Source organism: Bradyrhizobium sp. P5_C12 (assembly GCF_054049735.1).
The window spans coordinates 1-23,271 of sequence record NZ_JBFULU010000044.1 but is presented as its reverse complement, the minus strand read 5'-3'; the positions used below and the strand labels follow the sequence as shown (position 1 = coordinate 23,271).

At 65.6% G+C, this 23,271-nt stretch carries 24 protein-coding genes; 13 read left to right on the top strand and 11 right to left on the bottom strand.

The features are described from left to right. Nucleotides 1–44 precede the first annotated feature (44 nt). Nucleotides 45–815 (bottom strand): exodeoxyribonuclease III, encoded by a 771-nt coding sequence (locus ACXJMY_RS29725; protein ID WP_456622907.1) that lies wholly within the window; start codon nt 813–815, stop codon nt 45–47. A 41-nt stretch (nt 816–856) separates the two neighbouring features. On the opposite strand from ACXJMY_RS29725, the gene ACXJMY_RS29720 reads away from it, so the two are divergent. Continuing rightward, on the top strand, nt 857–1,075 hold the full coding sequence (locus ACXJMY_RS29720) for a hypothetical protein (protein WP_456622906.1): 219 nt from the start codon (nt 857–859) through the stop codon (nt 1,073–1,075). A gap of 12 nt (nt 1,076–1,087) precedes the next feature. On the opposite strand, the gene alr is transcribed toward ACXJMY_RS29720, so the two are convergent. The 3 genes from alr to ACXJMY_RS29705 all read right to left on the bottom strand — a co-directional run bounded on the left by alr (nt 1,088) and on the right by ACXJMY_RS29705 (nt 5,931). Then, complete coding sequence (gene alr, locus ACXJMY_RS29715; RefSeq protein WP_456622947.1) at nt 1,088–2,365, bottom strand: alanine racemase; 1,278 nt, start codon at nt 2,363–2,365, stop codon at nt 1,088–1,090. 46 nt (nt 2,366–2,411) lie between these two features. Continuing rightward, a complete protein-coding gene (locus ACXJMY_RS29710) occupies nt 2,412–3,920 on the bottom strand; it encodes a replicative DNA helicase (RefSeq protein ID WP_456622905.1) in 1,509 nt (502 codons plus the stop codon). Between the two features lie 760 nt (nt 3,921–4,680). Further along, nucleotides 4,681–5,931 carry a class I SAM-dependent methyltransferase gene (locus ACXJMY_RS29705; protein ID WP_456622904.1) on the bottom strand — a complete coding sequence of 417 codons (1,251 nt, stop codon included), beginning with the start codon at nt 5,929–5,931 and terminating at the stop codon, nt 4,681–4,683. Between the two features lie 280 nt (nt 5,932–6,211). Here ACXJMY_RS29705 and ACXJMY_RS29700 point away from each other — a divergent pair, with 280 nt between their 5' ends. The 3 genes from ACXJMY_RS29700 to ACXJMY_RS29690 all read left to right on the top strand — a co-directional run bounded on the left by ACXJMY_RS29700 (nt 6,212) and on the right by ACXJMY_RS29690 (nt 8,381). Then, entirely contained in the window at nt 6,212–7,201 is a 990-nt protein-coding gene (locus ACXJMY_RS29700; protein ID WP_456622903.1) for a hypothetical protein, read from the top strand. A 104-nt stretch (nt 7,202–7,305) separates the two neighbouring features. Continuing rightward, a complete protein-coding gene (locus ACXJMY_RS29695) occupies nt 7,306–7,902 on the top strand; it encodes a TetR/AcrR family transcriptional regulator (RefSeq protein WP_456622902.1) in 597 nt (198 codons plus the stop codon). Nucleotides 7,903–7,913: 11 nt separating this feature from the next. Next, nucleotides 7,914–8,381, top strand: coding sequence for a PaaI family thioesterase (locus ACXJMY_RS29690; protein ID WP_456622901.1), 468 nt, complete (start codon nt 7,914–7,916; stop codon nt 8,379–8,381). Between the two features lie 119 nt (nt 8,382–8,500). Here ACXJMY_RS29690 and rplI read toward each other — a convergent pair whose 3' ends face one another. The 4 genes from rplI to rpsF all read right to left on the bottom strand — a co-directional run bounded on the left by rplI (nt 8,501) and on the right by rpsF (nt 10,969). Next, nucleotides 8,501–9,103 carry a 50S ribosomal protein L9 gene (gene rplI / locus ACXJMY_RS29685; RefSeq protein ID WP_456622900.1) on the bottom strand — a complete coding sequence of 201 codons (603 nt, stop codon included), beginning with the start codon at nt 9,101–9,103 and terminating at the stop codon, nt 8,501–8,503. A gap of 48 nt (nt 9,104–9,151) precedes the next feature. Continuing rightward, a complete protein-coding gene (locus ACXJMY_RS29680; RefSeq protein ID WP_456622899.1) occupies nt 9,152–10,129 on the bottom strand; it encodes a hypothetical protein in 978 nt (325 codons plus the stop codon). Nucleotides 10,130–10,259: 130 nt separating this feature from the next. Next, a complete protein-coding gene (rpsR, locus tag ACXJMY_RS29675; RefSeq protein ID WP_027583809.1) occupies nt 10,260–10,499 on the bottom strand; it encodes a 30S ribosomal protein S18 in 240 nt (79 codons plus the stop codon). Nucleotides 10,500–10,504: 5 nt separating this feature from the next. Continuing rightward, complete coding sequence (gene rpsF, locus ACXJMY_RS29670; protein ID WP_456622898.1) at nt 10,505–10,969, bottom strand: 30S ribosomal protein S6; 465 nt, start codon at nt 10,967–10,969, stop codon at nt 10,505–10,507. A 332-nt stretch (nt 10,970–11,301) separates the two neighbouring features. Here rpsF and ACXJMY_RS29665 point away from each other — a divergent pair, with 332 nt between their 5' ends. From ACXJMY_RS29665 to gmk, 9 genes are all read left to right on the top strand, one after another. Then, nucleotides 11,302–12,009 carry a TetR/AcrR family transcriptional regulator C-terminal domain-containing protein gene (locus ACXJMY_RS29665; protein ID WP_456622897.1) on the top strand — a complete coding sequence of 236 codons (708 nt, stop codon included), beginning with the start codon at nt 11,302–11,304 and terminating at the stop codon, nt 12,007–12,009. A gap of 3 nt (nt 12,010–12,012) precedes the next feature. Continuing rightward, entirely contained in the window at nt 12,013–13,038 is a 1,026-nt protein-coding gene (locus ACXJMY_RS29660) for a fatty acid desaturase family protein (RefSeq protein ID WP_456622896.1), read from the top strand. A gap of 172 nt (nt 13,039–13,210) precedes the next feature. After that, the gene (gene fabD / locus ACXJMY_RS29655; RefSeq protein WP_456622895.1) at nt 13,211–14,170 is read left to right on the top strand and encodes an ACP S-malonyltransferase; all 960 of its coding nucleotides are present in this window, start codon (nt 13,211–13,213) and stop codon (nt 14,168–14,170) included. A gap of 69 nt (nt 14,171–14,239) precedes the next feature. Beyond that, nucleotides 14,240–14,977 carry a 3-oxoacyl-[acyl-carrier-protein] reductase gene (fabG, locus tag ACXJMY_RS29650; RefSeq protein WP_456622894.1) on the top strand — a complete coding sequence of 246 codons (738 nt, stop codon included), beginning with the start codon at nt 14,240–14,242 and terminating at the stop codon, nt 14,975–14,977. A gap of 311 nt (nt 14,978–15,288) precedes the next feature. After that, the gene (locus ACXJMY_RS29645) at nt 15,289–15,528 is read left to right on the top strand and encodes an acyl carrier protein (RefSeq protein ID WP_008130699.1); all 240 of its coding nucleotides are present in this window, start codon (nt 15,289–15,291) and stop codon (nt 15,526–15,528) included. 106 nt (nt 15,529–15,634) lie between these two features. Beyond that, on the top strand, nt 15,635–16,900 hold the full coding sequence (fabF, locus tag ACXJMY_RS29640) for a beta-ketoacyl-ACP synthase II (RefSeq protein WP_456622893.1): 1,266 nt from the start codon (nt 15,635–15,637) through the stop codon (nt 16,898–16,900). 127 nt (nt 16,901–17,027) lie between these two features. Beyond that, on the top strand, nt 17,028–18,299 hold the full coding sequence (mltG, locus tag ACXJMY_RS29635) for an endolytic transglycosylase MltG (protein WP_456622892.1): 1,272 nt from the start codon (nt 17,028–17,030) through the stop codon (nt 18,297–18,299). A 111-nt stretch (nt 18,300–18,410) separates the two neighbouring features. Further along, the gene (locus tag ACXJMY_RS29630; RefSeq protein WP_456622891.1) at nt 18,411–19,298 is read left to right on the top strand and encodes a YicC/YloC family endoribonuclease; all 888 of its coding nucleotides are present in this window, start codon (nt 18,411–18,413) and stop codon (nt 19,296–19,298) included. 3 nt (nt 19,299–19,301) lie between these two features. Continuing rightward, nucleotides 19,302–19,961, top strand: coding sequence for a guanylate kinase (gene gmk / locus ACXJMY_RS29625; RefSeq protein ID WP_456622890.1), 660 nt, complete (start codon nt 19,302–19,304; stop codon nt 19,959–19,961). Here gmk and ACXJMY_RS29620 read toward each other — a convergent pair. From ACXJMY_RS29620 to ACXJMY_RS29610, 3 genes are all read right to left on the bottom strand, one after another. Continuing rightward, nucleotides 19,894–21,096 carry a hypothetical protein gene (locus ACXJMY_RS29620; RefSeq protein WP_456622889.1) on the bottom strand — a complete coding sequence of 401 codons (1,203 nt, stop codon included), beginning with the start codon at nt 21,094–21,096 and terminating at the stop codon, nt 19,894–19,896. The genes gmk and ACXJMY_RS29620 overlap by 68 nt on opposite strands. Nucleotides 21,097–21,247: 151 nt before the next feature. After that, nucleotides 21,248–21,742 (bottom strand): hypothetical protein, encoded by a 495-nt coding sequence (locus ACXJMY_RS29615; protein WP_456622888.1) that lies wholly within the window; start codon nt 21,740–21,742, stop codon nt 21,248–21,250. A gap of 27 nt (nt 21,743–21,769) precedes the next feature. Further along, nucleotides 21,770–23,113: a caspase family protein gene (locus ACXJMY_RS29610; RefSeq protein WP_456622887.1), complete on the bottom strand. Its 1,344-nt coding sequence runs from the start codon at nt 23,111–23,113 to the stop codon at nt 21,770–21,772. Nucleotides 23,114–23,271 lie beyond the last annotated feature (158 nt).

Sequence of the window (23,271 nt, the reverse complement as noted above, 5' to 3'; positions counted from 1 at the left end):
GTAGGGTGGATTAGCGCAGCGTAACCCACCCTACGAGATCATCGCTATTTCAGGACCACCCACGCCGGCGCGTGATCGCTGGCGCCGTCCTGGCCGCGGATGGTCTTGTCGACGCCGGCCTTGGCCAGGCGCGAGACCAGGGCAGGGCTGAGCAGGAGATGATCGAGCCGCAGGCCTGCATCGCGCGGCCAGCGGTTTCGCTTGTAATCCCAGAAGGTGTAGATGCGCTTGTCTGGGTTTAGCTCACGGATCGCGTCGCACCAGCCTTGCCCGACGAGCGAGGCGAACGCCGCGCGGCTGTTCGGCTGGATCAGTGCATCCTTGTCCCATGAGCGTGTCGGATAGATGTCGATCTCCGTCGGCGCGACGTTGTAGTCGCCGGCGAGCACGACAGGCAGATCCTGCTTGATGAAAGTCCGGGCGTGGCGCTTCAGCCGCGCGAACCAGTCGAGCTTGTAGTCGAACTTCGGTCCCGGTTGCGGGTTGCCGTTCGGCAGATAGATGCTGGTCACGATGACACCGCGCACTGCGGCCTCGATGTAGCGCGCCTCGAGATCATCAGGTTTTCCCGGCAAACGATCGCGCGTCAGCACCGGCTCGGCGTTGCGGGCGAGGATGGCGACGCCGTTCCAGGTCTTTTGTCCACGCCAGACTGCGCCGTAGCCGACTTTCTCGATCGCGGCGGCCGGAAATTCGCCATCACTTGCCTTCAATTCCTGGAGCGCGACGACGTCAGGCTTTGCCGTGCGCATCCATGCCAGCAGATTGGGCAGGCGGCGGTTGATGTTGTTGATGTTGAATGTCGCAATCTTCATGTAGAGCTACCGGCTCCTCGCCTTCCGACACCGGAGATACAATGTCCAAGTTGAACTTTGCCGCTATCGTCGTCGTTGCCGCGTTCTCCGGAGCGGCTCCGGCACAATCGGCCGATCCGCGCGGCGCGTGCAAGGCGGACTATGATAAATTCTGCGCCGGCCTGGCGCCGGGCGGCGGCATCCTCGCCTGCCTGAACGGCAAGCGCGACCAGCTCAGCGCGACCTGCAAGACGGCGCTGGACAGCAGGAAAAAGAAGTAAGCAGCTGGCAGCTCAGCCCGGCAGCGGCGGCGGGCTCGCCGGCTGCTCGACCGGTGGCGGGGAGGGCGGCTGCGCGGCCGCTTTTTCGGGAGCCGGCGGCTCCAGCGGCTCCACCACATTGCCGCCCTTGTAGACGCGGGCGTAGCGGCGGCCGAGGCTGGTCAGCACCTCATAGCCGATGGTGCCGAAGTGATGCGCGAGCTCGTCGACGGTGATGCCGTCGCCGAGCAGCGTCACCATGTGGCCGCGCCGCGCCGCGTTCGGGGGCAGATCGGTGATGTCGATCGCGATCAGGTCCATGGAGACGCGGCCCGCGACCGGGCAGCGCTTGCCCGCCACGATCACCTCGGCGCCGCGGGTGCCGTCATTGGAGCTGGCGGCACGGAAATAGCCGTCGGCATAGCCGACCGCGACGATCGCGAGCTTGGTCGGCCGTCGCGCCGTCCAGGTGCCGCCATAGCCGACGCTCTCGCCGCGCTCGATGTTGCGGGTCTGCACGATGCGCGCCTTCAGGTCCACCACCGGCTGCATCGGATTGTCGGCTTCCGGTGTCGGATTGACGCCGTAGAGCGCCGCACCCGGCCGCACCAGATCGAACTGGAAGGGCGCGCCCAGGAAGATGCCGGATGAATTGGCGAGCGCCGCCGGCACGCCGGAGAATTCGCTGGCGATGCCGCGGAAGGCCGCGAGCTGCTTGGCGTTGACGGGACTGTTGAGCTGCTCGGCCGAGACCAGGTGGCTCATCACCAGCGTGATGCCGTGATCGCCCGCATTGATGCGGGGGATGATGGCCTGCGCTTCCGAAAGCGTCAGCCCAAGCCGGTTCATGCCGGTGTCGATGTGGATCGCCGCACCCCCCGTCCAGCCGGTGCGACGGCAGAACACGTCCCATTCGGCGAGCTCGTTGAGATCACCGATCACCGGCCGGCAGTTGATCCTGGCGTAGTGCTCACCGGTGTTCTGGAAGTAGCCGCCGAGCACGTAGATCGCGGCCTCCGGCGCCGCCGTGCGCGCGGCGCGCGCCTCCTCGATGGTGGCGACGAAGAAGGTCCTGCAGCCGGCCTTGTTCAGGGCGCGTGCGACCTGCTCGGTGCCGCAGCCATAGGCGTTGGCCTTGATCACCGCCGAGCATTCCGCAGGCACCGCCGTCTTCTCGAGCTTGCGCCAATTGGCGATGATAGCGTCGAGATCGACGGTGAGCACGCCGCCGAAGGTTGCGAGCGCGGCAGCCTGATTGGCCTCCGCGGAGAGAAGGCCGGTTTGCGGGATCATTTTCGGGTCGGACGCCATTGTCATGGCGCCGTTTTACGCAAGAGACCGGCGCGGTTCAAGGAACTCAGTAGTCGTTGCCGCTACGATCCGGCAATTGAGCGTCGGACGCGAGGTCGCCGAACCGCGTGACCGAGGCTTCAAAGGCCAGATCGACGGTGCCGGTCGGGCCGTGGCGCTGCTTGCCGATGATGACTTCGGCCTTTCCGTGCGCAAGACTCATGTCAAGCTGCCACTTCTCGTGTTCAGGCGTACCCGGGCGCGGCTCCTTCATGGCGAGGTAATATTCCTCGCGGTAAACGAACAGCACGACGTCGGCGTCCTGCTCGATCGAGCCCGATTCACGCAAGTCGGAGAGCTGCGGCCGCTTGTCGTCGCGCGATTCCACCTGACGCGAGAGCTGCGACAGCGCGATCACAGGGACGTTGAGCTCCTTGGCTAGCGCTTTCAGGCTGGTCGTGATCTCCGTGATTTCCTGGACGCGGTTTTCGCTCCGCTTGCCCGAGCCCGACAACAGCTGGATGTAGTCGATCACGAGGAGGTCGAGGCCCTTCTGGCGCTTCAGCCGGCGCGCGCGCGCCATCAGCTGCGCGATCGACAGGCCGCCGGTGGCGTCGACATAGAAAGGCAGCGACTGCAGTTCGATCGAAACCTCGCGGATCTTCTCGAAATCCCCTTCCGAGATGCCGCCGCGGCGGATGTGGGAGGAGGGAATGCCGGTGCGCTCCGCCACGATACGTGTTGCGAGCTGGTCGGCCGACATTTCGCAGGAGAAGAAGCCAATGACGCCGCCATTGGCGGCCTTCATGGTGCCGTCGGCCTGGAGTTCGCCGACGTAAGCCTGGGCGACATTGTAGGCGATGTTGGTCGCAAGCGAGGTCTTGCCCATGCCTGGACGACCCGCGACGATGATGAGGTCGGAGGGCTGCAGGCCGCCCATCTTGGTGTCGAGGTCGCGCAGGCCCGTCGAGATGCCGGACAGCTTTCCGTCGCGCTGGAATGCCTTGGCCGCGAGGTCGACCGCAACCGCCAACGCTTGCGAGAATTTTTGGAAGCCACCGTCATAGCGCCCGGATTCGGCGAGTTCGTAAAGCTTTCGCTCGGCGTCCTCGATCTGCGCGCGTGGCTGGAAATCGACCGGGGCGTCATAGGCGACATTGACCATGTCCTCGCCGATGCCGATCAGGTCGCGCCGCAACGACAGGTCGTAGACGGTGCGGCCATAGTCCTGGGCGTTGATGATGGTGGTCGCTTCGGCCGCCAGCCGCGCCAGATATTGCCCAATGGTCATGCCGCCGACGTCGGTGTCGGCGGGCAGGAACGTCTTCAGCGTGACGGGCGTGGCGATCTTGCCCATCCGGATCAGGCTGCTGGCGGTCTCGAAAATCGTCTGGTGCAGCGGCTCGAAGAAGTGCTTCGCCTCCAGGAAGTCGGAGACGCGGTAAAAGGCATCGTTGTTGACCAGGATCGCGCCCAAAAGGCTTTGTTCCGCCTCGATATTGTGCGGCGCGCTCCGGTAAGCCGGAGTTCCTGCATCGGGCGCGAGCTTGAGAACGTTCGAATCAGTCAGGGCCATGGTCAGACGTGCTTAACAACTTTTTGGGCGGATGCGGGGCGGCGATAAAGCGCCGACTGCGGCGGAAGCGGAAGCGAAAGCTCGTCGCTATCAACCGCTCTGTTAAAATGGTGGATGATTAGCAGCCGCAGCATGCCCGGCGCTTGACGGATTTTCGCGGAATTCGCCGGGACCTTGTGCCGGCCGTCGCAGCCACGGGAAAATCCGGATGGGGTGAACCTTATGTGTCGGCGTGCCGACCTACCCACAGGCGCGCGCAATCGGGCGCGCTGGCCGCTTTGGCTCGGGTTCAGACCAGCAGGAGGTAGACCAGCGCAACCAGGGCCGCGCCGACGCCGGTGGCGATCAGCGCATAATCGGTGCGGAGGTCGTCCTGCAGGTCGAATGAGGTTCGGGTCTCTTTGCTCATGGCGACGGTCTAAGGCAGGGCCGACGAGACTTATGTGAAGCAGATCACATCTCCCCGGATTCTTTCGGGGGTATGGCCGGAACAGGGAGGCGGGAAGGGGATTGTCCCCCAGCCCTGCCAAACGGGGAGACGAGGCAACCGATGCGGCCAGAACGGCAGCCCCAGAATTGGCGAAGCGAGGCAGGCAGCCGGCTTTGGCTGTCGGGGCTGATCGCCGCCATGGAACAGGCTGCGCGGCCCGACGTGCGGCGCCTGCCGGTTGCACCCGAAATTCTGGCGGAACTGCGGACGCAACTGGCGTTAACGGCCTCTTCGCGGCTTTCGCGGATGTCGACCCTGCGCCATTAGGACTTATTCACCAGCCAGCTTCAGCCTGGGCTCGGCGCCACCTTCGAGGGCCCGGAGCCGGGCTTCCTCCTGCGCCATGTAGTCGCGGACCATCGGCACCACGCCCTGACGTTTGGTCAGCTGGATCTGGAAGTTCATCATGTGCTGCTTGCGGAACGTCATCTCGCAGRCCGCCAGATAGAATTCCCACATCCGCGCGAAGCGCTCGTCGTAGAGCTGTACGGCCTCCTCGCGCCGCGCCATGAAGCGCTCCCGCCAGGCCTTCAGCGTCTCGGCATAGTGCAGGCGTAGGATCTCGATGTCGCAGACCAGCAGGCCGGCGCGCTCGATCGCCGGCAGCACCTCTGACAGGGCGGGGATGTAGCCGCCGGGGAAGATGTATTTCGCAATCCACGGATTGGTCGAGTCCGGGCCCTGCGAACGGCCGATCGAGTGCAGCAGCATGACGCCATCGTCACTCAGGAGCTCGGCACAGCGCTGGAAGAAGGTGTCGTAGAAGCGGACCCCAAGATGCTCGAACATGCCGACCGAGACGATGCGGTCGAACGGCCCATCGATGTCGCGATAGTCCTGGAGCAGGAATTTCGCCGACCCTTTCAGGCCCTTTTCGGCCGCGCGCGCATTGGCGATCTGCAGCTGCTCGGTCGACAACGTGACGCCGGTGACATCGGCGCCAGCGATCTCGGCGAGATATAGTCCGAGCCCGCCCCAGCCCGAGCCGATGTCGAGCACCCGCTGGCCGCCTTTGACCAGCAGCTTTGCGGCGATGTGCCGCTTCTTGGCGAGTTGGGCGTCATCGAGCGTGGCTTCGGGCGTCTCGAAATAGGCGCAGCTGTATTGCTTGTCGGCATCGAGGAAGAGCGAATAGAGCCTTGCGTTGAGATCGTAGTGGTGTGCGACATTGCTGCGGGAGCGCGAGCGCGGATTGAACTGCTTCAGGTGCCGCGTGAGATAGCGCAGGTGCCACCAGGGTTTTGCCCACTGCGGCAATAGGTCGGGTTGATCGAGCAGGACCGCGAGGGCATCAGCAATGGTGCCATGTTCGACGACGAACTCGCCGTCCATATAGGCCTCGCCAAGCCCGAGCTCGGGATTGATGAGAACCTTGCGCTGTGCGTCCGCGGTCACGAAGCGGACTTCTACCGGCGGGCCTGCGCCATCGCCAACGGTGAACCTCGTCCCACCTGCGGCCGTCACCGTCATCGAGCCGTGGCGGATGAATTGCGACAAGTATCTACGCAACAAGCGGTCCATCGAAGCTTCACCTCCCGAGCGAACCCGAAAAGATGCGACTAACCCGGCATTCACATCAGACGCGGAGGGGACCTGAGCAGTTCCCATGCGCCTGCATGTAAATTTAGGCAACGTGTTCAGAACCTGCTATTGCGCTGTGATCAAAGCCGATATTCGAAAAACGCGTAATCACATCCTCGCGCGCGGAGCCTGCTTCCATTCGCGGCTCAATCCGCTAAAAGGTGACCCCGCCGCGCCGGAATGCCGGCTGCATTCGCGGAATTCAAAGGAGATAATGGGAATGTCGAGCCGAGCGCTCAGCCTCGCGACGGTATTGCTTCTGATCGGCTTCGGCGCGACCGATACCGTTCTTGCGCAGGCGACGAACCTCGAGGCCGGCAAGGCCCCATCCCAGCTTTTCGCGCAAACCTGCAATGCCTGCCACAAGAGCCCGCGCGGTTTGTTGAAAACGGTTGCCCCGGGATCGCTGCCGGGTTTCCTGCGTCAGCATTATACGACGAGCTCCGACATGGCCGGCGTGCTCGCCTCCTATCTCGTCTCCAACGGCGCCACCGACACCCGCTACCAGGCCAAGGACGGCAAGGACAAGAAGGACGGCGCCAAGGAGAAGGAAGCCAGCACCAACCCGGCGCAGTCCCCTGAGCATCAGGGCCGTCGCTCGCGTTCGCAGGAGGCTGCCAAGCCGGAGGGGGAGGGCGCAGCTCCTGCGCCCGAGGGCCGTCAGAAGCGCGTCGCGCGACCGAGCGAGGAAGGCGCCAAGGAAGGCGCAAAGCCCGAAGGCCAGGTCGAACAATCGCCCGAGGGCCGCAAGGCCAAGCGGCTGAGCAAGCGCGGCAAGCCGGAGACCGAGGATGCGGCTGCACCGGCGGCCGGCGACAGGAAGGGTGAACCCAAAGCCGAACCGAAGAGCGACAGCGCGAAGGTCGATTCCGGTCGCGACGAGTCCAAGCCCGACGGCGGCAAGGCGACCGAGAAGCCTGCCGAGCCCAAGCCGGAGAGCGCCAAGGTCGAGCCGAGCGGTAGCGAGGCTCCGGCGTTGCGGCCGGATCCGGTGCCGGCCGTGACACCGGCCCCCGCCGCAAAACCGGCCGAACCGGCCGCGCCCAAGCCGACCGAAGCCGCGGCTCCCACGTCGGCCGAGCCCGCCACCAATGGCAGCTCCGAACCGGCAGCCAAGCCGCAGGAGCCCGCGCCGCCTCCAACCGCCGCAGCGCCGCCGCCGGCGCCGGCCGAGTCGTCCGGTCCACCGGCTCCGCCGATCTCGCGCTAAGCAGTCATCCTGATCGATCCATGGAGGTCGCGCGCGTCGCGGCCTCCATCTCGTCTTGACCGTCGCTAAAGTGTCACTCTAGAGTTAGGCTCTAGGAGGCGACCATGTCATCCGGCGTGCGTGACGACCTGTTGGCGGCGGGGCTTGCGGTGTTCGACCGCGTCGGCTTCGAAGGTGCGACGGTGGCCGCAATCCGCGCCCGGGCGCGGGCCTCCAACGGCAGCTTCTTTCATGTCTTCGGCTCGAAGAAGGAACTCGCGGGCGCGCTGTTCCTGGAGGTGCTGCGGCACTATCACGCCGCGATGCTGGCCGCGCTCGATCCCGTGCCCGATGCCGAGCAGGGCATCGATCGTCTGGTCCGCGCCCATCTCGATTGGGTCGTCACCAGCCGGCGCGAGGCGCGCTATCTCTTCGAGATCTCGCGCAGCGAATGGAGCGAGGACGTCCGCGACGCCCAGCGCGCGCAGAATGCGCGGCTTGCCGAAGGCATCGAGCGCTGGCGTGGGCCGCTGGTTGCGCGCGGCGAGCTTTTGCCGATGATGCCCGTGATGTTCGTGAGCCAGCTGATCGGTCCGGCGCAGGTGTTTTGCCGCGCTTTTCTCTCGGGACGCGACCGCGCCGATCCGCGCAGTGAGGCCGATACGCTGATCGCCTGCGCCATCCGCGCGCTGCGGCCGCCCGATCGTATTCACAAACAATAAGGAGAGGCCTCATGCGAGCCGAAGCAGATCCCGATTTCGCAGCCTTAGCCGAGCGCATCCACGCCAATGTCGGCCGGCAAGGCTTTATGAATTTGGTCGGTGCCGAGCTGTCCGAGCTGACGCGCGGCACCTGCACGATTGCGGTGGAGCGCCGGCCGGAGCTGTTGCAGCAGCACGGCTTCTTCCATGGCGGCGTCACCGCCTTCCTGGTCGACAATGCGACGACGATCGCGGCCGCCACCTCGCGCGGCCAGCCGGCGCTGACGGCGGAGTACAAGCTGAACCTGTTGTCGCCGGCGGTCGGAGAAAAACTGATCTGCCGGGCCAGGGTGATCAAGCCGGGCCGCCAGGTCTCCGTTGTCGCGGCCGACGTGTTCTGCGTCAGCGATGGTGTCGAGAAGCATACCGCGACGGCGCTCGCCTCGATCGCGATGCTGAGCGAAGACGTCGCCGCCAAAACGAAAAGCCCGGCCGCTTGAAGCGGTCGGGCTGATCTACTCTCCACTGTCATTGCCGGGCTTGACCCGGCAATCCATCTTCTTGAGCGAAACTCTTTTGATGGATGCGCGGGTCAAGCCCGCGTATGACGAGTTGTTGCTTACTTCTCGGTCTCTTCCGCAGCCGGCGCCGGCTCGTCGTCGTGCTGGGCTTCCGGATCGAAGAACTCGCCGGCGGCGGCGATCGCTTCGGCGGCCGCGTCGCGGTCCTCGTTGCGGGTCGAGATGTCCTCGCCGCGGTTGATGCGCTCGGCCTCGTCCTGGCTGCGCGCAACCGTCACGGTGACCTCGACCTCGACTTCGGGGTGAATGGCGACGGTGATGGTGTGCTTGCCGATGGTCTTGATCGGCGCGTCGAGCTGCACCTGCGGGCGTTCAAGGGCCACGCCGTCGGCCTCGAAGGCGGTGACGACGTCACGCACGGTGACCGAGCCGAACAGCTGGCCGGCTTCCGAGGCCTGACGGATCACGATGATGTTCTTGCCCTGGACCTTCTCGGCGACCTTGGTCGCCTCGCCCTTGGTCTGGAGGTTGCGGGCCTCCAGCTCGGCCTTCATGCCGTCGTACTTGGCGCGGTTGTCGGCGGTGGCGCGCAGCGCCTTGCCGCGCTTGAGCAGGAAATTGCGGGCATAGCCGTCGCGAACCTTCACGACTTCGCCCATCTGACCGAGCTTGTTGACGCGTTCCAGCAAAATGACTTCCATATTCGTTCTCCTTTGAAGTGCTGTGAGTTTCAGTTTTCGGGGTTTGACTTAAGAGGTCGGCAGCGGCGGTGGCTGCCGGTTGCGAAGAAAACGCTGGCGGAAGCCAAACACGGCATCCGCCAAGCCCAGAATGACCACGGCGATGACCGGCCAGCCGAACACGACGACGACGGCGTAGGTCGAGCCGAGCCAGAAGGTGCGGCTCTTCAGCGCGAGCGTCAGCGTATGCAGCACGGCAAATCCGGTCAGCGCGTAGGCCATCATCAGCGCCGCCGTCGTGATCTGCGCGACGATGGCAAGCAGCCCGCCGGTGAAGCAGAAGGCGAGCGTGACGCAGAGCGCGGCGAGCGTCATCGGCGGCAGTTCGGCCGTCATCATGTCCGGCCAGGGACGGCGCAGTCGGCCCGACGTTGCCGTCACCTTGGCCGAGAGCCAGAGATTGAGGGTGAGGGTCATCATCGCGACGATGGTGGCGGCGGCCGGCGCGACGCGTACCAGCGCGTCGACGAACTGGTCGGCCTCGCCTGCGGCCTGCGGATCGGTGGCGCGGAGGATGCGCATCAGGCCGCGCCGCAGCGTGGCGGTGATGCTGTCGGCGTCAGTGCCGAGCGTGAGCAGCGCGGCGATCGTCGTCAGCGTGGCGAAGCCCGCGATCCACAGCAGGATGCGTCCGACCGGATACCACTCGACCTCGGGCTCGGCCGGCGGCTCGGTGGCGACGCCAGCCGTGGCGCTGGGCACCTGGCGGCCGAGCAGGACGAGATGGCCGAGCCACCAGGCCGGCAGCGCGACGGTGACGGCGAAGGCAAGGCAGTAGGGCAGGCCAAACAGGGCGCCGAGGCCGACCGCGGCGGCAATGCCGCCGAGGCTCGCGCAAAGCGGTCCCCAGCCGATCGAGGCCACCATCAGCGGCAGCGGTGCGAGATAGAACAGGACGAGCGAGATCAGCGCGCCCGAAACGATCGAGGCGAACATCAGGGCCGACGCAGTGCCGGCGATCAGGGCTATCAGTCCAAAGGCCATCATCAGCTGTCCCGCTCCCTTCGAGCGGTTAGAGGTATTTCACCCCAACCATCGGCGACCGGACGACCCGGAAGCCTTATGAATTCAGAAAGTGCCGATCGGCGGCGCTTCGCCGCCGATCGTATTGGTCGTGTTAGCGAATGACGTAGGGCAAGAGACCCAGGAACCGCGCGCGCTTGATGGCGCGGGCGAGCTCACGCTGCTTCTTTGCCGACACCGCGGTGATGCGGCTCGGCACGATCTTGCCGCGCTCGGAGACGTAGCGCATCAAGAGCTTGGAGTCCTTGTAGTCGATCTTCGGCGCATTCGGCCCCGTGAAAGGGCAGCTCTTGCGGCGACGGAAAAACGGACGGCGTGCACCAGCTTCAGCCATTGATCTTACTCCGCATCCGTCGTGGTTTCAGCTTCGTCGCGCGGACGGCGCGGGCCGCGGTCGCCGCGGAAGCCGCCTTCGCGGTCACCACGGAAGCCGCCTTCACGCTCGCCGCGGAAGCCGCCGCCACGGTCGTCACGGTCGCGATCGGCCTTGCGCATCATCGCCGACGGGCCTTCCTCGAGCTCTTCGACGCGGACGCTGAGATAGCGGATCACGTCCTCGCTGATGCGCTCCTGGCGCTCGATCTCGGCGATCGCCGCGGACGGCGCGTCGATGTTGAGCAGCACGAAATGCGCCTTGCGGTTCTTGTTCATGCGATAGGTGAGGGAGCGTACGCCCCAATTCTCGGTCTTGGTGATCTTGCCGCCGAGACCTTCGACAATGCCGGTCATCTGTGCGGTCAGCTCTTCGACCTGCTGCGTGCTCGCGTCCTGACGCGCGAGAAAGACATGCTCATAAAGAGGCATGGACGTCCTTTCCTCATGTTGGCGCATCGCCCGGCGTCAAGCCCTTGAGAGACCTTCGGAAAGGACTCTGGGATGAAGCTCAGAAGGCGGAAACACGGGACGACGGGCCGACTGGCCCTGCCACATCAAAATCACGAATGACTTGCTGAGACCGTCCGTTCAGCTCCCGGCCGGGGTCTGCGGATGGCGCGCTTATACGGATTTTGGCCGGCTTGGCAAGGTTGCAGGGCCAAGTTTCGGCCCGGATGGTCCCGGAGCGGGCGTCCCCAGAGGCTGAAGCGGCTTGATTTATTTGTTTGTATATCATACAAATAAGTCGACGGAGGATCCCGATGGCGAAAAGGTCGGTTCAGGCGCCTTTTGAGGCGACGGCAGGGGACCCCAAGCATGCGGCGCGCGCGACGCGCTCGGCCGGCCGCAAGATGCGTTCGCTGCTGCTGGACGCCGCCAGCCCTCTGTTCAAGGAACGGGGTGTGTCGGGCGCCTCGATCGCCGACATCGCGACCGCCGCCAACGCGTTCCCGAGCCAGATCACCTATTATTTCCGCACCAAGGAGGCGCTGTTCGTCGAATGCGCCTGCCGCGATCTCTTGTACCTGGCGCGCGCGACCGAGCAGGCGGCGCTGCAGGCGCGTTCGCCGCAGGAGTACACGCACGCTCTTGCCGAGACGGTGACGGCGAGCGATTCGGTCGCCTTCTTCGCCGAGGCGTTGACGCTGACGCGGCGGCGCCAGGATCTGGCGCCGCTGGTCGAGCGCACCATCGAACGCCTGCACGCAGAGGGAGCACGCGCCTATGCGAGCCAGGTCGCGCGCCACGGCTGGCGCTCCCTGCGCGCACCCGACGAGAGTTCACGCAGGTTCTGGGCCGTCGCAATCGGCGTCATCCTCGAAGGCTATGCCATGGGCCGTTCGCCTGACGAGCTCCGCGCCGAGATGCTCCGCGTGCTCGGCGAGCAGGCGAAATCCGCGGGCGACGCCGCGCGCCTGCGCCTCGTCGACGACCGCGACCCATCAACCACTTCGGATCGGGAGAGTTAGGCCATGACCGCACTTCGCATGCGTGCCCGCGATTTCCTGACCGAGGACCAGCTCGTCGACGTGCGCCGGCGCGTCACCTGGAAAGGCGCCGCGTTGATCGCGCATGCCTGGGCGCTGATCATCGGCGCGATCGCGCTGGTCGCGTGGTGGCCCAATCCGCTGACTTATCTGCTCGCGGTCGGCATCGTCGGCTCGCGCCAGCTCGGGCTTGCGATCCTCATGCATGATGGCGCGCATGGGTGCCTGTCGGCCGACGAGAAGACCAACCTGATGCTGAGCCAGTGGTTCTGCGCCTATCCGATCTTCGCGGAGACACGCGCCTATCGCCGCTATCACTTGCAGCATCATGCGCGCACCCAGCAGGAGGATGATCCCGACCTCGTGCTGTCGGCGCCGTTTCCGATCACCAAGCTGAGCTACCGCCGCAAGTTCATTCGCGACATCACCGGGCAGACCGGCTACCAGCAGCGCAAGGCGCAACTGCTCAATGCTTTCGGTCCGAAGGACTGGCCGTGGCGGCAGCGTGCCGCGCATTTCTGGGAGAAGCTCGGTCCGCAATGCGTCTTCAACGCCATCATGTTGGCAGCGCTCGCGGCGGCCGGTGTGTGGTGGGCCTATCCGCTGCTATGGCTGGTGCCGTTGCTGACCTGGATGATGGTCATAACCCGCATCCGCAACATCGCCGAACACGCCGTCGTCCCCGATAGCCACGATCCCCTGCGCAATACCCGCACGACGCATGCCAATTTTCTCGAGCGCCTGTTCATCGCGCCGTATTACGTGAACTATCACCTCGAGCATCATCTGCTGTTCTACGTGCCCTGCTACAATTTGCCGAAGGTTCATCGTCTGCTGAGTGGCAGTCCGCACGCCGGCCGCATGGAGGTACAGCCGAGTTACGCCGCGGTGCTGCGGCTCGCCACCGCAAGGCCGAACCGCGAGGATCGGCCGGGGCAATTGGTGAGCAGCGCGCGCCGGGCGCGGGCCGGTGCCGAGGTCGGTGCGGATCAGAAGGCCGGCGGGTTTTGAAAGGTCGCATCCCCCGTCGAATGCAGGCCAAGGTTCTATCTTGGCTTGACATTGCGGCCCCGGACGGTGTCTACGGCCCCCTTTGACGCATGATCTGGAACCATGGCCTAAGGCCGTGCGTAATCGGCTGCCGGTTCTCGCAGGGATCATGCTCGACAAGCAGGGAGCGCCGATGACGGCAGCATTCACGTTTCCGGGGCAGGGGTCCCAGGCCGTCGGCATGGGCAAGGCCCTGGCCGAGGCCTTCCCAGCGGCGCGCGCCGTGTTCGACGAGGTCGATTCCGCGCTTGGCGAGAAGCTGACAGCGACGATCTGGGATGGTCCGGCCGAAACCCTCCAGCTCACCGAGAACGCCCAGCCGGCGCTGATGGCGGTTTCTGTCGCCACCCTGCGCGTGCTCGAGGCCGAAGCCGGTTTTTCCGTGGGGCGGGACGCTGCCTTCGTCGCCGGCCACTCGCTCGGCGAGTATTCGGCGCTGGCCGCGGCGGGCAGCCTGACGATTTCCGACACCGCGCGGCTGCTTCGCACCCGCGGTCTCGCAATGCAAAAAGCCGTGCCCGTCGGCGTCGGGGCAATGGCGGCTCTGCTTGGCCTCGACTACGAGGCCGCCATGGAGGTCGCCAAGGAGGCGGCGCAGGGCCAGGTCTGCCAGGCCGCCAATGACAATGGCGGCGGGCAGGTGGTGGTCTCCGGCGACAAGGCGGCGGTCGATCGCGCCGTCGAGATCGCCAAGGGCAAGGGCGCCAAGCGCGCGATGCTGCTGCCGGTGTCGGCGCCGTTCCATTGCAAGCTGATGCAGCCCGCTGCGGACGCCATGGCGGAGGCGCTGTCCAAGGTCACGATCAAGGCGCCGGCGGCGCCGCTGGTGTCGAACGTGCTGGCGAGCGCCATTACCGATCCCGATGAGATCCGTCGCCGCCTGGTCGAGCAGGTCACCGGCACCGTGCGCTGGCGCGAGTCGGTTGCCTATATGGCGGGGCAGGGCGTCACCCGTTTCTTCGAGATCGGCGCGGGCAAGGTGCTGACGGGGCTCGTCAAGCGCATCGCTGACGGTGCCGTCGGCGTGGCTGTCGGCGGACCGAACGACATTGCCGCTGCCAAGGATGCATTGGCCGCTGCGAAGCAGGCCTAAAGATTTACGCACGATCTTTCCGGAAGACCGCTGCACACTTTTCCGGATCGTGCTTGGAAGGAGTTATCGATGTTTGATCTGACTGGCAGGAAGGCGCTCGTCACTGGCGCGACCGGCGGCATCGGCGGCGCGATTGCGCAGGCGCTGCATGCGCAGGGCGCCACGGTTGCGATTTCGGGGACGCGGAAAGAAGTGCTGGATGAGCTTGCGGGCAAGCTCGGCGAGCGTGCCCTTGTGCTGCCCTGCAATCTCTCCAAGGCCGACGAGGTCGAGGCGCTGGTGCCGGCCGCGGAAGCGGCGATGGGCCAGGTCGACATCCTCGTCGCCAATGCCGGCATCACGCGCGACAACCTGTTCGTCCAGCTCCGCGACGAGGATTGGGACGAGGTCATCAACGTCAACCTGACCTCGACTTTCCGCCTGGCGCGCGCCGCCACCAAATTGATGATGCGCAAGCGCTTCGGCCGCATCATTGCCATCACCTCGGTGGTCGGCGTCACCGGCAATCCCGGGCAGGGCAACTACACGGCGTCGAAGGCCGGCCTGATCGGCATGATCAAGACGCTCGGCGCCGAATACGCCAAGCGCGGCGTCACCGCGAACTGTATCGCGCCCGGCTTCATCAAGACGCCGATGACGGATGCGCTCAACGACAAGCAGCGCGAAACGATTCTGACCAAGGTTCCGGCCGCCCGCCTGGGGACTCCCGAGGACATCGCGGCGGCCGCCGTTTACCTGAGTTCGAACGAAGCAGCCTACGTCACCGGCCAGACAATCCACGTCAACGGCGGCATGGCCATGATCTGAATGGCTCGTCCCGCGCCCCGCAGGGGGCGGTGCGGGATGCGGCAAACGGCCGTTTCCGAAGGGAAATTAGGCTTGTAGTCAAGGCAGTTGAAGTATGATAACCGGACCTTCAACGGATGGGCAAAGAACGCCATTGCAGGTTTTTGAAACCCTGTATATTGGCGATGCGGAGCCTTGGCCGTCGTTCGCCGGGCCCAGCATCGGTTAGGATGGGCCAAATCAAAGTTCGTAAGCGAAGGCAGTCAAACGACCACGACGGCTCGTATCGTCCCGGGGGGTCGGGTCTACAGGGAACAACACGAGGTTAAGCAATGAGTGACATTGGCGAACGGGTTAAGAAGATCGTGGTCGAACACCTTGGTGTTGAGCCCGAGAAGGTTGTCGACGCTGCGAGCTTCATCGACGACCTCGGCGCCGACAGTCTGGACACCGTCGAGCTGGTGATGGCGTTCGAAGAAGAATTCGGTTGCGAGATTCCGGACGACGCCGCGGAAACGATTCTCACCGTCGGCGATGCCACGAAGTTTCTCGAGAAGAACGCGAAGAGCTAAGCTCTTCATTTCGCGGGGACAACATTGAAACCGGACGGGCCGCCTACCGGCGGTCAGCCGGTTTCTTGTTATCGGCCGTGATTCTATCGAAGCGGAGTTTTCGGATATGAGGCGGGTTGTCGTCACGGGCCTCGGCATGGTGTCGCCACTCGGCTGTGGCGTCGAGCCGACCTGGAAGCGCATCCTCAACGGCGAAAGCGGTGCGCGCAAGATCGAGAGCTTCGACATCTCCGATCTCCAGACCAAGATCGCCTGCACCGTGGTGCGCGGTGACGGTTCGAACGACACCTTCAATCCCGATATCTGGATGGAGCCGAAGGACCAGCGCAAGGTCGACGACTTCATCATCTTCGGCATGGCGGCAGCGGGCCAGGCGCTCGACGATGCCAACTGGCATCCCGAGACCGAAGAGGACAAGTGCGCGACCGGCACCATGATCGGGTCCGGCATCGGCGGCCTCAGCGGCATCGCCGAGACCGCGATCCTGCTGAAGGAGCGGGGGCCGCGCCGGGTGTCGCCCTTCTTCATTCCGGGCCGCCTGATCAACCTCGCCTCCGGCTATGTCTCGATCAAGCACGGGCTGAAGGGGCCGAACCATTCGGTGGTCACGGCCTGCTCGACCGGTGCCCACGCGGTCGGCGACGCCGCCCGCCTGATTGCACTCGGCGACGCCGACGTCATGGTTGCCGGTGGTGCGGAATCGCCGATCAGCCGCATCGGCATTGCCGGCTTCAACGCCGCGCGCGCGCTCTCGACCGGCTTCAACGAGACCCCCGAGAAGGCCTCGCGCCCCTACGACAAGGACCGCGACGGCTTCGTGATGGGCGAGGGCGCCGGTGCCCTGGTGCTGGAAGAACTCGATCACGCCAAGCGCCGCGGCGCGAAGATCTACGCCGAGGTGATCGGCTACGGACTTTCCGGCGATGCCTATCACATCACCTCGCCGTCACCCGATGGCGACGGCGGCTTCCGCAGCATGTCGGCCGCGCTCAAGCGCGCCGGCCTCTCGCCGTCCGATCTCGACTACATCAACGCGCACGGCACCTCGACGCCGCTCGGTGATGAGATCGAGCTCGGTGCGGTCGAACGGCTGCTCGGCAATGCGGCCTCCAAGGTCGCGATGTCCTCGACCAAATCCTCGACCGGCCATCTCCTCGGCGCGGCCGGCGCGATCGAGGCGATCTTCGCCATCCTCGCGATTCGCGATAACATCGTGCCGCCGACCATCAATCTGGACCATCCGTCGGTCGAGACCGCGATCGATCTCGTGCCGCACAAGGCGAAGCAGCGCGAGGTCAACGTTGCGTTGTCGAATTCTTTCGGTTTTGGCGGTACCAATGCGTCGGTGATCGTCCGGCGTCTGGTGCATTAGTTTATGATTGCGACGAATCCACCGTTTTGCCGCATTCGGCGATAGTCATACACGTGGGCGCGCGTGCATTTGGCAGGACAAGCGATTGTCAGGCCGCAATTGAACCGGCAGGATTCAGGTTGCTTCGATGAGTGAAAGGCCGCCCATTTCGCCCCGGAGTCCGCGGGCAGCGCTCGAGCCCGAGCAGGTGCCACCGCCGCCGAAGCGATCGGACCGGGCGCGCAACCCCTTCGTGATCGTCGGCAACGCCATCATTACCCTCCTTCTGATCGCGATGCTCGGCGCCGGCGCCGTCTATTATTACGGCCGTCAGGTGCTCGAGGCTCCGGGACCGCTTGCCGAGGACAAGATCGTCAACATTCCCCAGCGCGCGGGCAAGCGCGACATCGCCGAGACCTTGAACCGGGAAGGCGTGACCGACGTCAATCCATGGGTGTTCATCGCCAGCGTGGCCGCGCTGAAGGCGAGCTCGGATCTGAAGCCCGGCGAGTATTCGTTTCAGAAGAACGCCTCCTTGCGCGACGTCATCGCCACCATCGTCGAGGGCAAGGTGGTGCAGCACGCCGTGACGATTCCGGAAGGGCTGACCTCCGAGCAGATCGTGGCGCGACTCTCGGACAACGACATCTTCACCGGCAGCGTGCGCGAGCTGCCGCGCGAAGGCACGCTGTTGCCGGAGACCTACAAGTTCCCGCGCGGCACCACGCGCGAGCAGGTGATCCAGCGCATGCAGCAGGCGCACAAGCGTGTGCTCGCCGAGATCTGGGAACGCCGTAACCAGGACATTCCGGTCAAGAGTCCGGAGCAGCTGGTGACGCTGGCCTCGATCGTCGAGAAGGAGACCGGCAAGCCCGATGAGCGCAGCCGCGTCGCCGCCGTGTTCACCAACCGGTTGAAGCAGAGGATCAAGCTGCAGTCCGACCCGACCATCATCTACGGTCTCGTCGGCGGCAAGGGCACGCTGGGCCGCCCGATCAGGCGCAGCGAGATCACGCAGCCGTCGCCCTACAACACCTATGTGATCGAGGGCCTGCCGCCGGGCCCGATCGCCAACCCCGGCCGCGCCTCGCTGGAAGCTGCCGCCAATCCGGCCCGCACCCGCGACCTGTTCTTCGTCGCTGACGGCACCGGCGGTCACGCCTTCACCGAAACCTACGACGCACACCAGAAGAACGTCGCCAAGCTCCGCGCGATGGAGAAGCAGATCCAGAACGATACGGTCGAGCCGGCCGACGACGCGCAGGCGCCGGCCGCTGCCGCGCCCGCCGCCGCCGACACGCCGACCGCGACCACGCCGGCGCGGCCCAACCAGCAGAAGAAGCCGCCGGCACGGCCCGCCAATCCTGCTCCGGCGCGGCAGGGGGCCGCGCAGCCGGCGCCGCCGGTGATCCAGCGCTAGGGGCCGCCCTGACCTGCGGTCTCTGCGGATTCCACTTTCCTGCAAAAAAGTCTTAAGATTCGCGTGCCTTGATGGCCTCGCGAATCTCATCTGTCCGGAGAAACTGACCCGATGGCGCTGTCGTCCATGACCGGCTTTGCCCGAAGCCACGGCGCTAGCGGGCCGTACACGTTCGAATGGGAATTGAAGTCGGTCAATGCCAAGGGCTTTGACCTCAGGGTGCGGCTGCCGCAGGGGTTCGACGAGCTCGAGGCCCACGCCAAGAAGCGCGCCGGCGAGGTTTTGTCGCGCGGCACCGTCTATGCCAATCTCACCGTCAAGCGCACCAATGCTGCCGCCTCCGTCCGCGTCAACGAGGACGTGCTCAACGCCGTCCTGAAGGCCGCCTCGGTGATCGCCGGCAAGGTTGACGCGGTGGCGCCGAGCGTCGACGGACTTTTGGCCATCAAGGGTGTCATTGAGGTCGCCGAGCCCGAGGGCGACGAGGAGGAGGACAAGGCGGCGCGTAGTGCCGTGGCCGAAGCCTTCGACAAGGCGCTCGCCGAACTCGTCGAGATGCGCAAGCGCGAGGGGACTTCGCTCGGGCAGATCCTGATCCAGCGGGTGGACGAGGTCGAGGTGCTGGCGAAGCAGGCCGAGGCCGCGCCCGGCCGCAAGCCGGAGGCGATCAAGGCCAGGCTCGCCGAGCAGATCGCCACGCTGCTCGACACCTCCGACCGTTTCGATTCCGATCGCCTGATGCAGGAAGCGATCATGATCGCGACCAGGGCGGACATCCGCGAGGAGCTCGACCGCATCGCCTCCCACGTCGCCCAGGCGCGCGAGCTGATCGGCAAGGGCGGCCCGGTCGGGCGCAAGCTCGATTTCCTGGCGCAGGAGTTTCACCGCGAGGTCAACACCTGCTGCTCGAAGTCGAACGACATAGAGCTGACCAATACCGGGCTCGCCATGAAGAACGTGGTCGAGCAGTTCCGCGAGCAGGTCCAGAATCTGGAGTGATCGATGACGACGGGCGGTCACGAAACTGACGGTGTCGAGCGGCGCGGATTGATGTTCGTGCTGTCCTCGCCGTCGGGCGCGGGCAAGACGACGCTGTCGCGTCTCCTCATCGAACGGATGCCGGGGCTGAAAATGTCGGTCTCGGCAACCACGCGCGCGATGCGGCCCGGCGAGGTCGATGGCAAGGATTACCTGTTCGTCGACAAGACTCGGTTCGAGCAGATGGTGACGGGCGACGAGCTGCTGGAATGGGCGACCGTGTTCGATAACCGCTACGGCACGCCGCGTGGTCCCGTCGAGGCCGCGCTATCGGCCGGGCAGGACGTGCTGTTCGACATCGACTGGCAGGGCACGCAGCAGCTGCGCGAGAAGGCGCGCGCGGACGTCGTGAGCGTGTTCATCCTGCCGCCGTCGGCGGCCGATCTCGAGAAGCGCCTGCATTCGCGTGCGCAGGATTCCGACGAGGTGATCCGCAACCGCATGAGCCGCGCCAGCCACGAGATGAGCCACTGGGCCGAGTACGACTACATCGTGATCAACCACGACGTCGACGAGGCCTTCGCCGAGGTGCAGTCGATCCTGAAGGCCGAGCGGCTCAAGCGCGAGCGGCGGACGGGCCTCGTCGGCTTTGTGCGAAATCTGCAAAGCCAGCTTCAGGGCTAGGCGGCGACAGCCGCGGCCCTTCGTTCAACAGCCGTTCCAGCATCGCCGTGATGATGTCGACGTCGACGGCAGCCTCGTTGTGCGCATTCTCATCACGATCGGCCGGCTCTTCGTCGTGGGCGTGGTTGGTCGCGAGTTGAGGTGATGGTGAGGTCTCAATCTCGAATTCTCCGTCGAATGTCTCGATCCCGGCCGCGTCGGGCTCCGCTTTCGCGGCATGGGCAGACGCTGCGTGCGCTTCGACCGCTTTGGTCTGGTGGTCGATCTTGATCTCGCGGTCGATTGCGGCGCGCTGCGCGGCCCGGGGACGCACGGAATCGAAGTCCACCGGTTGCGGCTGCTGCGCGCGCGGCGTGGCATCGAGCCAGGGTGCGCGGCTGGCGCGCTGATCCTGCGGTTCCCAATCGTCCCAATTGACGCGGCGGTCGCCCGCCTGGACGCGTCCGCGTCCGCCGGCGAAGCGGTAGATGAGGCTGGCAAGGATACCGGCGAGCGCCAGCGCGCCGCCGATGACGAGCAGGAGCGTCGGGAGCGAGCCTGTCGGCTTGTCGGTGGGCGTATCGGCCGCGGCCAGCGCCAGCGGGGCAGGGGATGCCGCCTGTTTCGCGTTCGGGCGTGGATCCGATGGTGCGGGCGCGGGCTGCGGAGCCGGCGAGGCGGTTGCCATGGCGGCGTCGGGCCAGCGCGCGACGACGGACGGCTGCTGCGCATTTGTGTCGTTGGTACCGCCTTGCGGCTGCGGCTGTGCCATCGCTGCGGCCGGAGCGGGCGCGATCGCAGTCGGCGTATTTGGTCCGGCGGCGTTCTGCGCCGTGACGTACTCGGCACGCGCATCCTGGACCGCCTGTGACGGCGGTGAATCCGGCTGCGGCGCGCTGCCCGTGCTCTGCGCGGTCGTCGTGACCTTGCCGCCTTCGGCGCGCAGATACCAGCACTGCCGCTTGGTCGAGCGTTCCAGGCGGTAATGCCAATGCTGTCCCTGCGGCGCGCTGCCCTTTGGCGAGGCGAGACAGTCGCCGGCTGCGTTGGCCGTGCTCGGAGTGCTGGGCGCGTTCTGCGACACGGCCGCCAAGGGGGCGCCGGCGATGATGCTGGCGACTAGAGTCGAAAGGAACTTTGCGGTGCGGTTGCCCATCCTGGTCTCCCGTTTACGCGACGCAACTCGTTACCTTCCCTTTCTCGTCAAAGACTTGGGTGGCAATGAGCCGCAAATCCGGAGAGGATGTGGCTTGAATCGGGCCCGCGGCGCGTTCGTTCCGCCGCCGAAATCAGGCATTTTGACCGCGCTATTGCTTGGTCGAGCTCCAGGTTCCCGTGCAGCCGTCGGAGCGGCGGAAGGTTCCGGAACCGCTGCGGGCTCCGAGGCGACCGGCGCCCGTGAAGGTCACACCCTCGCCCTGGCCGAACGTGCTGACGGAGCCGCTCGGGCTGACGGTGCCGCTGACACCTTGGCCGATGACCTTGCCTGAGGAGACCACGACCGCACCGCTCGTGGTGCCGCCGCAGCCGATGCTGACGACCATCCAGGCGCCGTCGAAGCTGCCGCCGCCACCGCCACCGCCGCGTCGCGACGAGCTGCGCGGTTCCTCGGCGGCCGGCTTGCTCCGGCGCGTGGACGATGGCGCAGGCTCCGCCGAGCGGTCCGAACGCGAACCGGACAGCGATTTCTCTTCATTGCCGATCGCCCCGCCGGCGCTGCCGGACTGCGCGAAGGCGGATGGTGAGGCAAGCGCGAGAAGCAGGGAGGTGAGAGCAATCGTTCGGGTGACGGCATGCGGCATGATCAAAAAATCCAAAATAAAAAGGTATCAGCGGCCGGAGCCGTCGGCGCAGACAGATCCGATAATGCGGCAAGATTTGCCAGCCTTGCCGCATTCGTCAAGCGCGGCGTCCTTCGCGCGCTGCACGGTGTCGCGCTGGACCAGCGACCAGGATTTGTCGGAGATCGCGAACGCGCCGCAGCGGGTGCCATAGAAGGAGAGCTCGATCGGGCATTTGGTACCGGCACAATTGCCGCGCGCATCGGCCACAGCCGCGCGCCGCGAGGCGTGGTTCCACGACATGCCCCATTTGTTGCCGTCGGGCCCATAGACGATCGAGCCCCAGGGCTTCAAATCCTCCATCTTGCGCAGGCGCGTCAGCAGGCCTTCGGTCGGCTCGCCCGTCGGCGTCATCGCGATCCGCTCCTGCAGTTTCGTGATCGCGCGGGTGAGGCTGTCAGGCGTGTCCGGATCAAAATTGTGCTCGTAGAGCCGCTCGCTCAATTCGCTCAGCAGCGCGGCATCGCGCAGCGGCACGCGGTCGGGATCGGCGCGCAGGCGATCCGGCAGCGGATCGGGCTGCATGGCGGCGACCTGCGGCGGTGCGCTTTGCGTCGGCGGCACGAAATAGAAGGTGCCGTCGATCGGCGAGGACGAGACCCAGGGCTGCTGCGCGCCGGCGGTGGCGTGCTTCACCGCAAGGCCGACCTGGTTGAAGGTCTGGAACACATCAAGGCCGGACACCCGGATCGTCGCGGCCAGTGCCTTGGTGTAGGGGCTGTGGCCGTCGCTGCCGTCCTGGGCGACGTTGCCGGGCTGGGTGGCGTAGGAGATCAGCGTGCCCTCGGGCGCGCGCATCTGGGCGAGGCCGCCGTCGGATGCGCGCAGACCGCGTGCGCCAAAGGGGTTGTTGCGGCAGGCATCGAGGATCACGAGGTTGAGGCGCGTGCCCGATCCCTGCATCTGCCGCAGCACCAGATTGACGTCGGTCATCTGGAAATCGACGTCGGCCTCGCGGGTCGGATTGGCGTTGACCGGCACGAGATAATTGGCGCCGGCGACCTGCACGCCGTGGCCGGCATAATAGAACAGCGCGACGTCGGCGCCCTGGACCTGCCGCCCAAAGCTCTGCACGGCGATGTCCATCGCGCCCTTGTCGAGATCGAGTTGCGCGCGGCCGCCGACGAGGGTGAAGCCGAGCCCGGCCAGCGTCTCCGCCATCAGGCCTGCGTCTTTGGCGGGATTGTCGAGCGGAGTGATGTTCTTGTAGGCGGAGTTGCCGACGACGAGCGCGATGCGCTTCTCGGCCGATGCAGGTTGCGTCGCAGCAGCGAGTGCGGCCGTGACCAGCGCCACCAGCCCCAGGACGCGATTGAAAACCCTCGCGTGCATCAAAAACTCCTAAAGCAATGGCTACAATCTACCAGCAGGGCGCGTCGGCGAAAAGCGGTGCGACATTCTGTGCGCCGCCAGATTGTGTTTATCGAACGGGTGAGGGGACATGGTTTCGCATTCTCGCGGCTTGTTTCGCCCGAGCCTTGCTTCAACTC

Excerpts from the sequence above, each read along its gene's own strand:
- ACXJMY_RS29660 (WP_456622896.1), top strand. The coding sequence starts at position 12,013 with ATGACCGCACTTCGCATGCGTGCCCGCGATTTCCTGACCGAGGACCAG.
- rplI (WP_456622900.1), bottom strand. The coding sequence starts at position 9,103 with ATGGAAGTCATTTTGCTGGAACGCGTCAACAAGCTCGGTCAGATGGGC.
- ACXJMY_RS29680 (WP_456622899.1), bottom strand. The coding sequence starts at position 10,129 with ATGATGGCCTTTGGACTGATAGCCCTGATCGCCGGCACTGCGTCGGCC.
- gmk (WP_456622890.1), top strand. The coding sequence starts at position 19,302 with ATGACGACGGGCGGTCACGAAACTGACGGTGTCGAGCGGCGCGGATTG.
- fabG (WP_456622894.1), top strand. The coding sequence starts at position 14,240 with ATGTTTGATCTGACTGGCAGGAAGGCGCTCGTCACTGGCGCGACCGGC.
- ACXJMY_RS29630 (WP_456622891.1), top strand. The coding sequence starts at position 18,411 with ATGGCGCTGTCGTCCATGACCGGCTTTGCCCGAAGCCACGGCGCTAGC.
- alr (WP_456622947.1), bottom strand. The coding sequence starts at position 2,365 with ATGGCGTCCGACCCGAAAATGATCCCGCAAACCGGCCTTCTCTCCGCG.
- mltG (WP_456622892.1), top strand. The coding sequence starts at position 17,028 with ATGAGTGAAAGGCCGCCCATTTCGCCCCGGAGTCCGCGGGCAGCGCTC.
- ACXJMY_RS29700 (WP_456622903.1), top strand. The coding sequence starts at position 6,212 with ATGTCGAGCCGAGCGCTCAGCCTCGCGACGGTATTGCTTCTGATCGGC.
- rpsF (WP_456622898.1), bottom strand. The coding sequence starts at position 10,969 with ATGCCTCTTTATGAGCATGTCTTTCTCGCGCGTCAGGACGCGAGCACG.
- ACXJMY_RS29720 (WP_456622906.1), top strand. The coding sequence starts at position 857 with ATGTCCAAGTTGAACTTTGCCGCTATCGTCGTCGTTGCCGCGTTCTCC.
- fabD (WP_456622895.1), top strand. The coding sequence starts at position 13,211 with ATGACGGCAGCATTCACGTTTCCGGGGCAGGGGTCCCAGGCCGTCGGC.
- ACXJMY_RS29695 (WP_456622902.1), top strand. The coding sequence starts at position 7,306 with ATGTCATCCGGCGTGCGTGACGACCTGTTGGCGGCGGGGCTTGCGGTG.
- ACXJMY_RS29610 (WP_456622887.1), bottom strand. The coding sequence starts at position 23,113 with ATGCACGCGAGGGTTTTCAATCGCGTCCTGGGGCTGGTGGCGCTGGTC.
- ACXJMY_RS29725 (WP_456622907.1), bottom strand. The coding sequence starts at position 815 with ATGAAGATTGCGACATTCAACATCAACAACATCAACCGCCGCCTGCCC.
- ACXJMY_RS29690 (WP_456622901.1), top strand. The coding sequence starts at position 7,914 with ATGCGAGCCGAAGCAGATCCCGATTTCGCAGCCTTAGCCGAGCGCATC.
- ACXJMY_RS29620 (WP_456622889.1), bottom strand. The coding sequence starts at position 21,096 with ATGGGCAACCGCACCGCAAAGTTCCTTTCGACTCTAGTCGCCAGCATC.
- ACXJMY_RS29615 (WP_456622888.1), bottom strand. The coding sequence starts at position 21,742 with ATGCCGCATGCCGTCACCCGAACGATTGCTCTCACCTCCCTGCTTCTC.
- ACXJMY_RS29645 (WP_008130699.1), top strand. The coding sequence starts at position 15,289 with ATGAGTGACATTGGCGAACGGGTTAAGAAGATCGTGGTCGAACACCTT.
- rpsR (WP_027583809.1), bottom strand. The coding sequence starts at position 10,499 with ATGGCTGAAGCTGGTGCACGCCGTCCGTTTTTCCGTCGCCGCAAGAGC.
- ACXJMY_RS29710 (WP_456622905.1), bottom strand. The coding sequence starts at position 3,920 with ATGGCCCTGACTGATTCGAACGTTCTCAAGCTCGCGCCCGATGCAGGA.
- fabF (WP_456622893.1), top strand. The coding sequence starts at position 15,635 with ATGAGGCGGGTTGTCGTCACGGGCCTCGGCATGGTGTCGCCACTCGGC.
- ACXJMY_RS29665 (WP_456622897.1), top strand. The coding sequence starts at position 11,302 with ATGGCGAAAAGGTCGGTTCAGGCGCCTTTTGAGGCGACGGCAGGGGAC.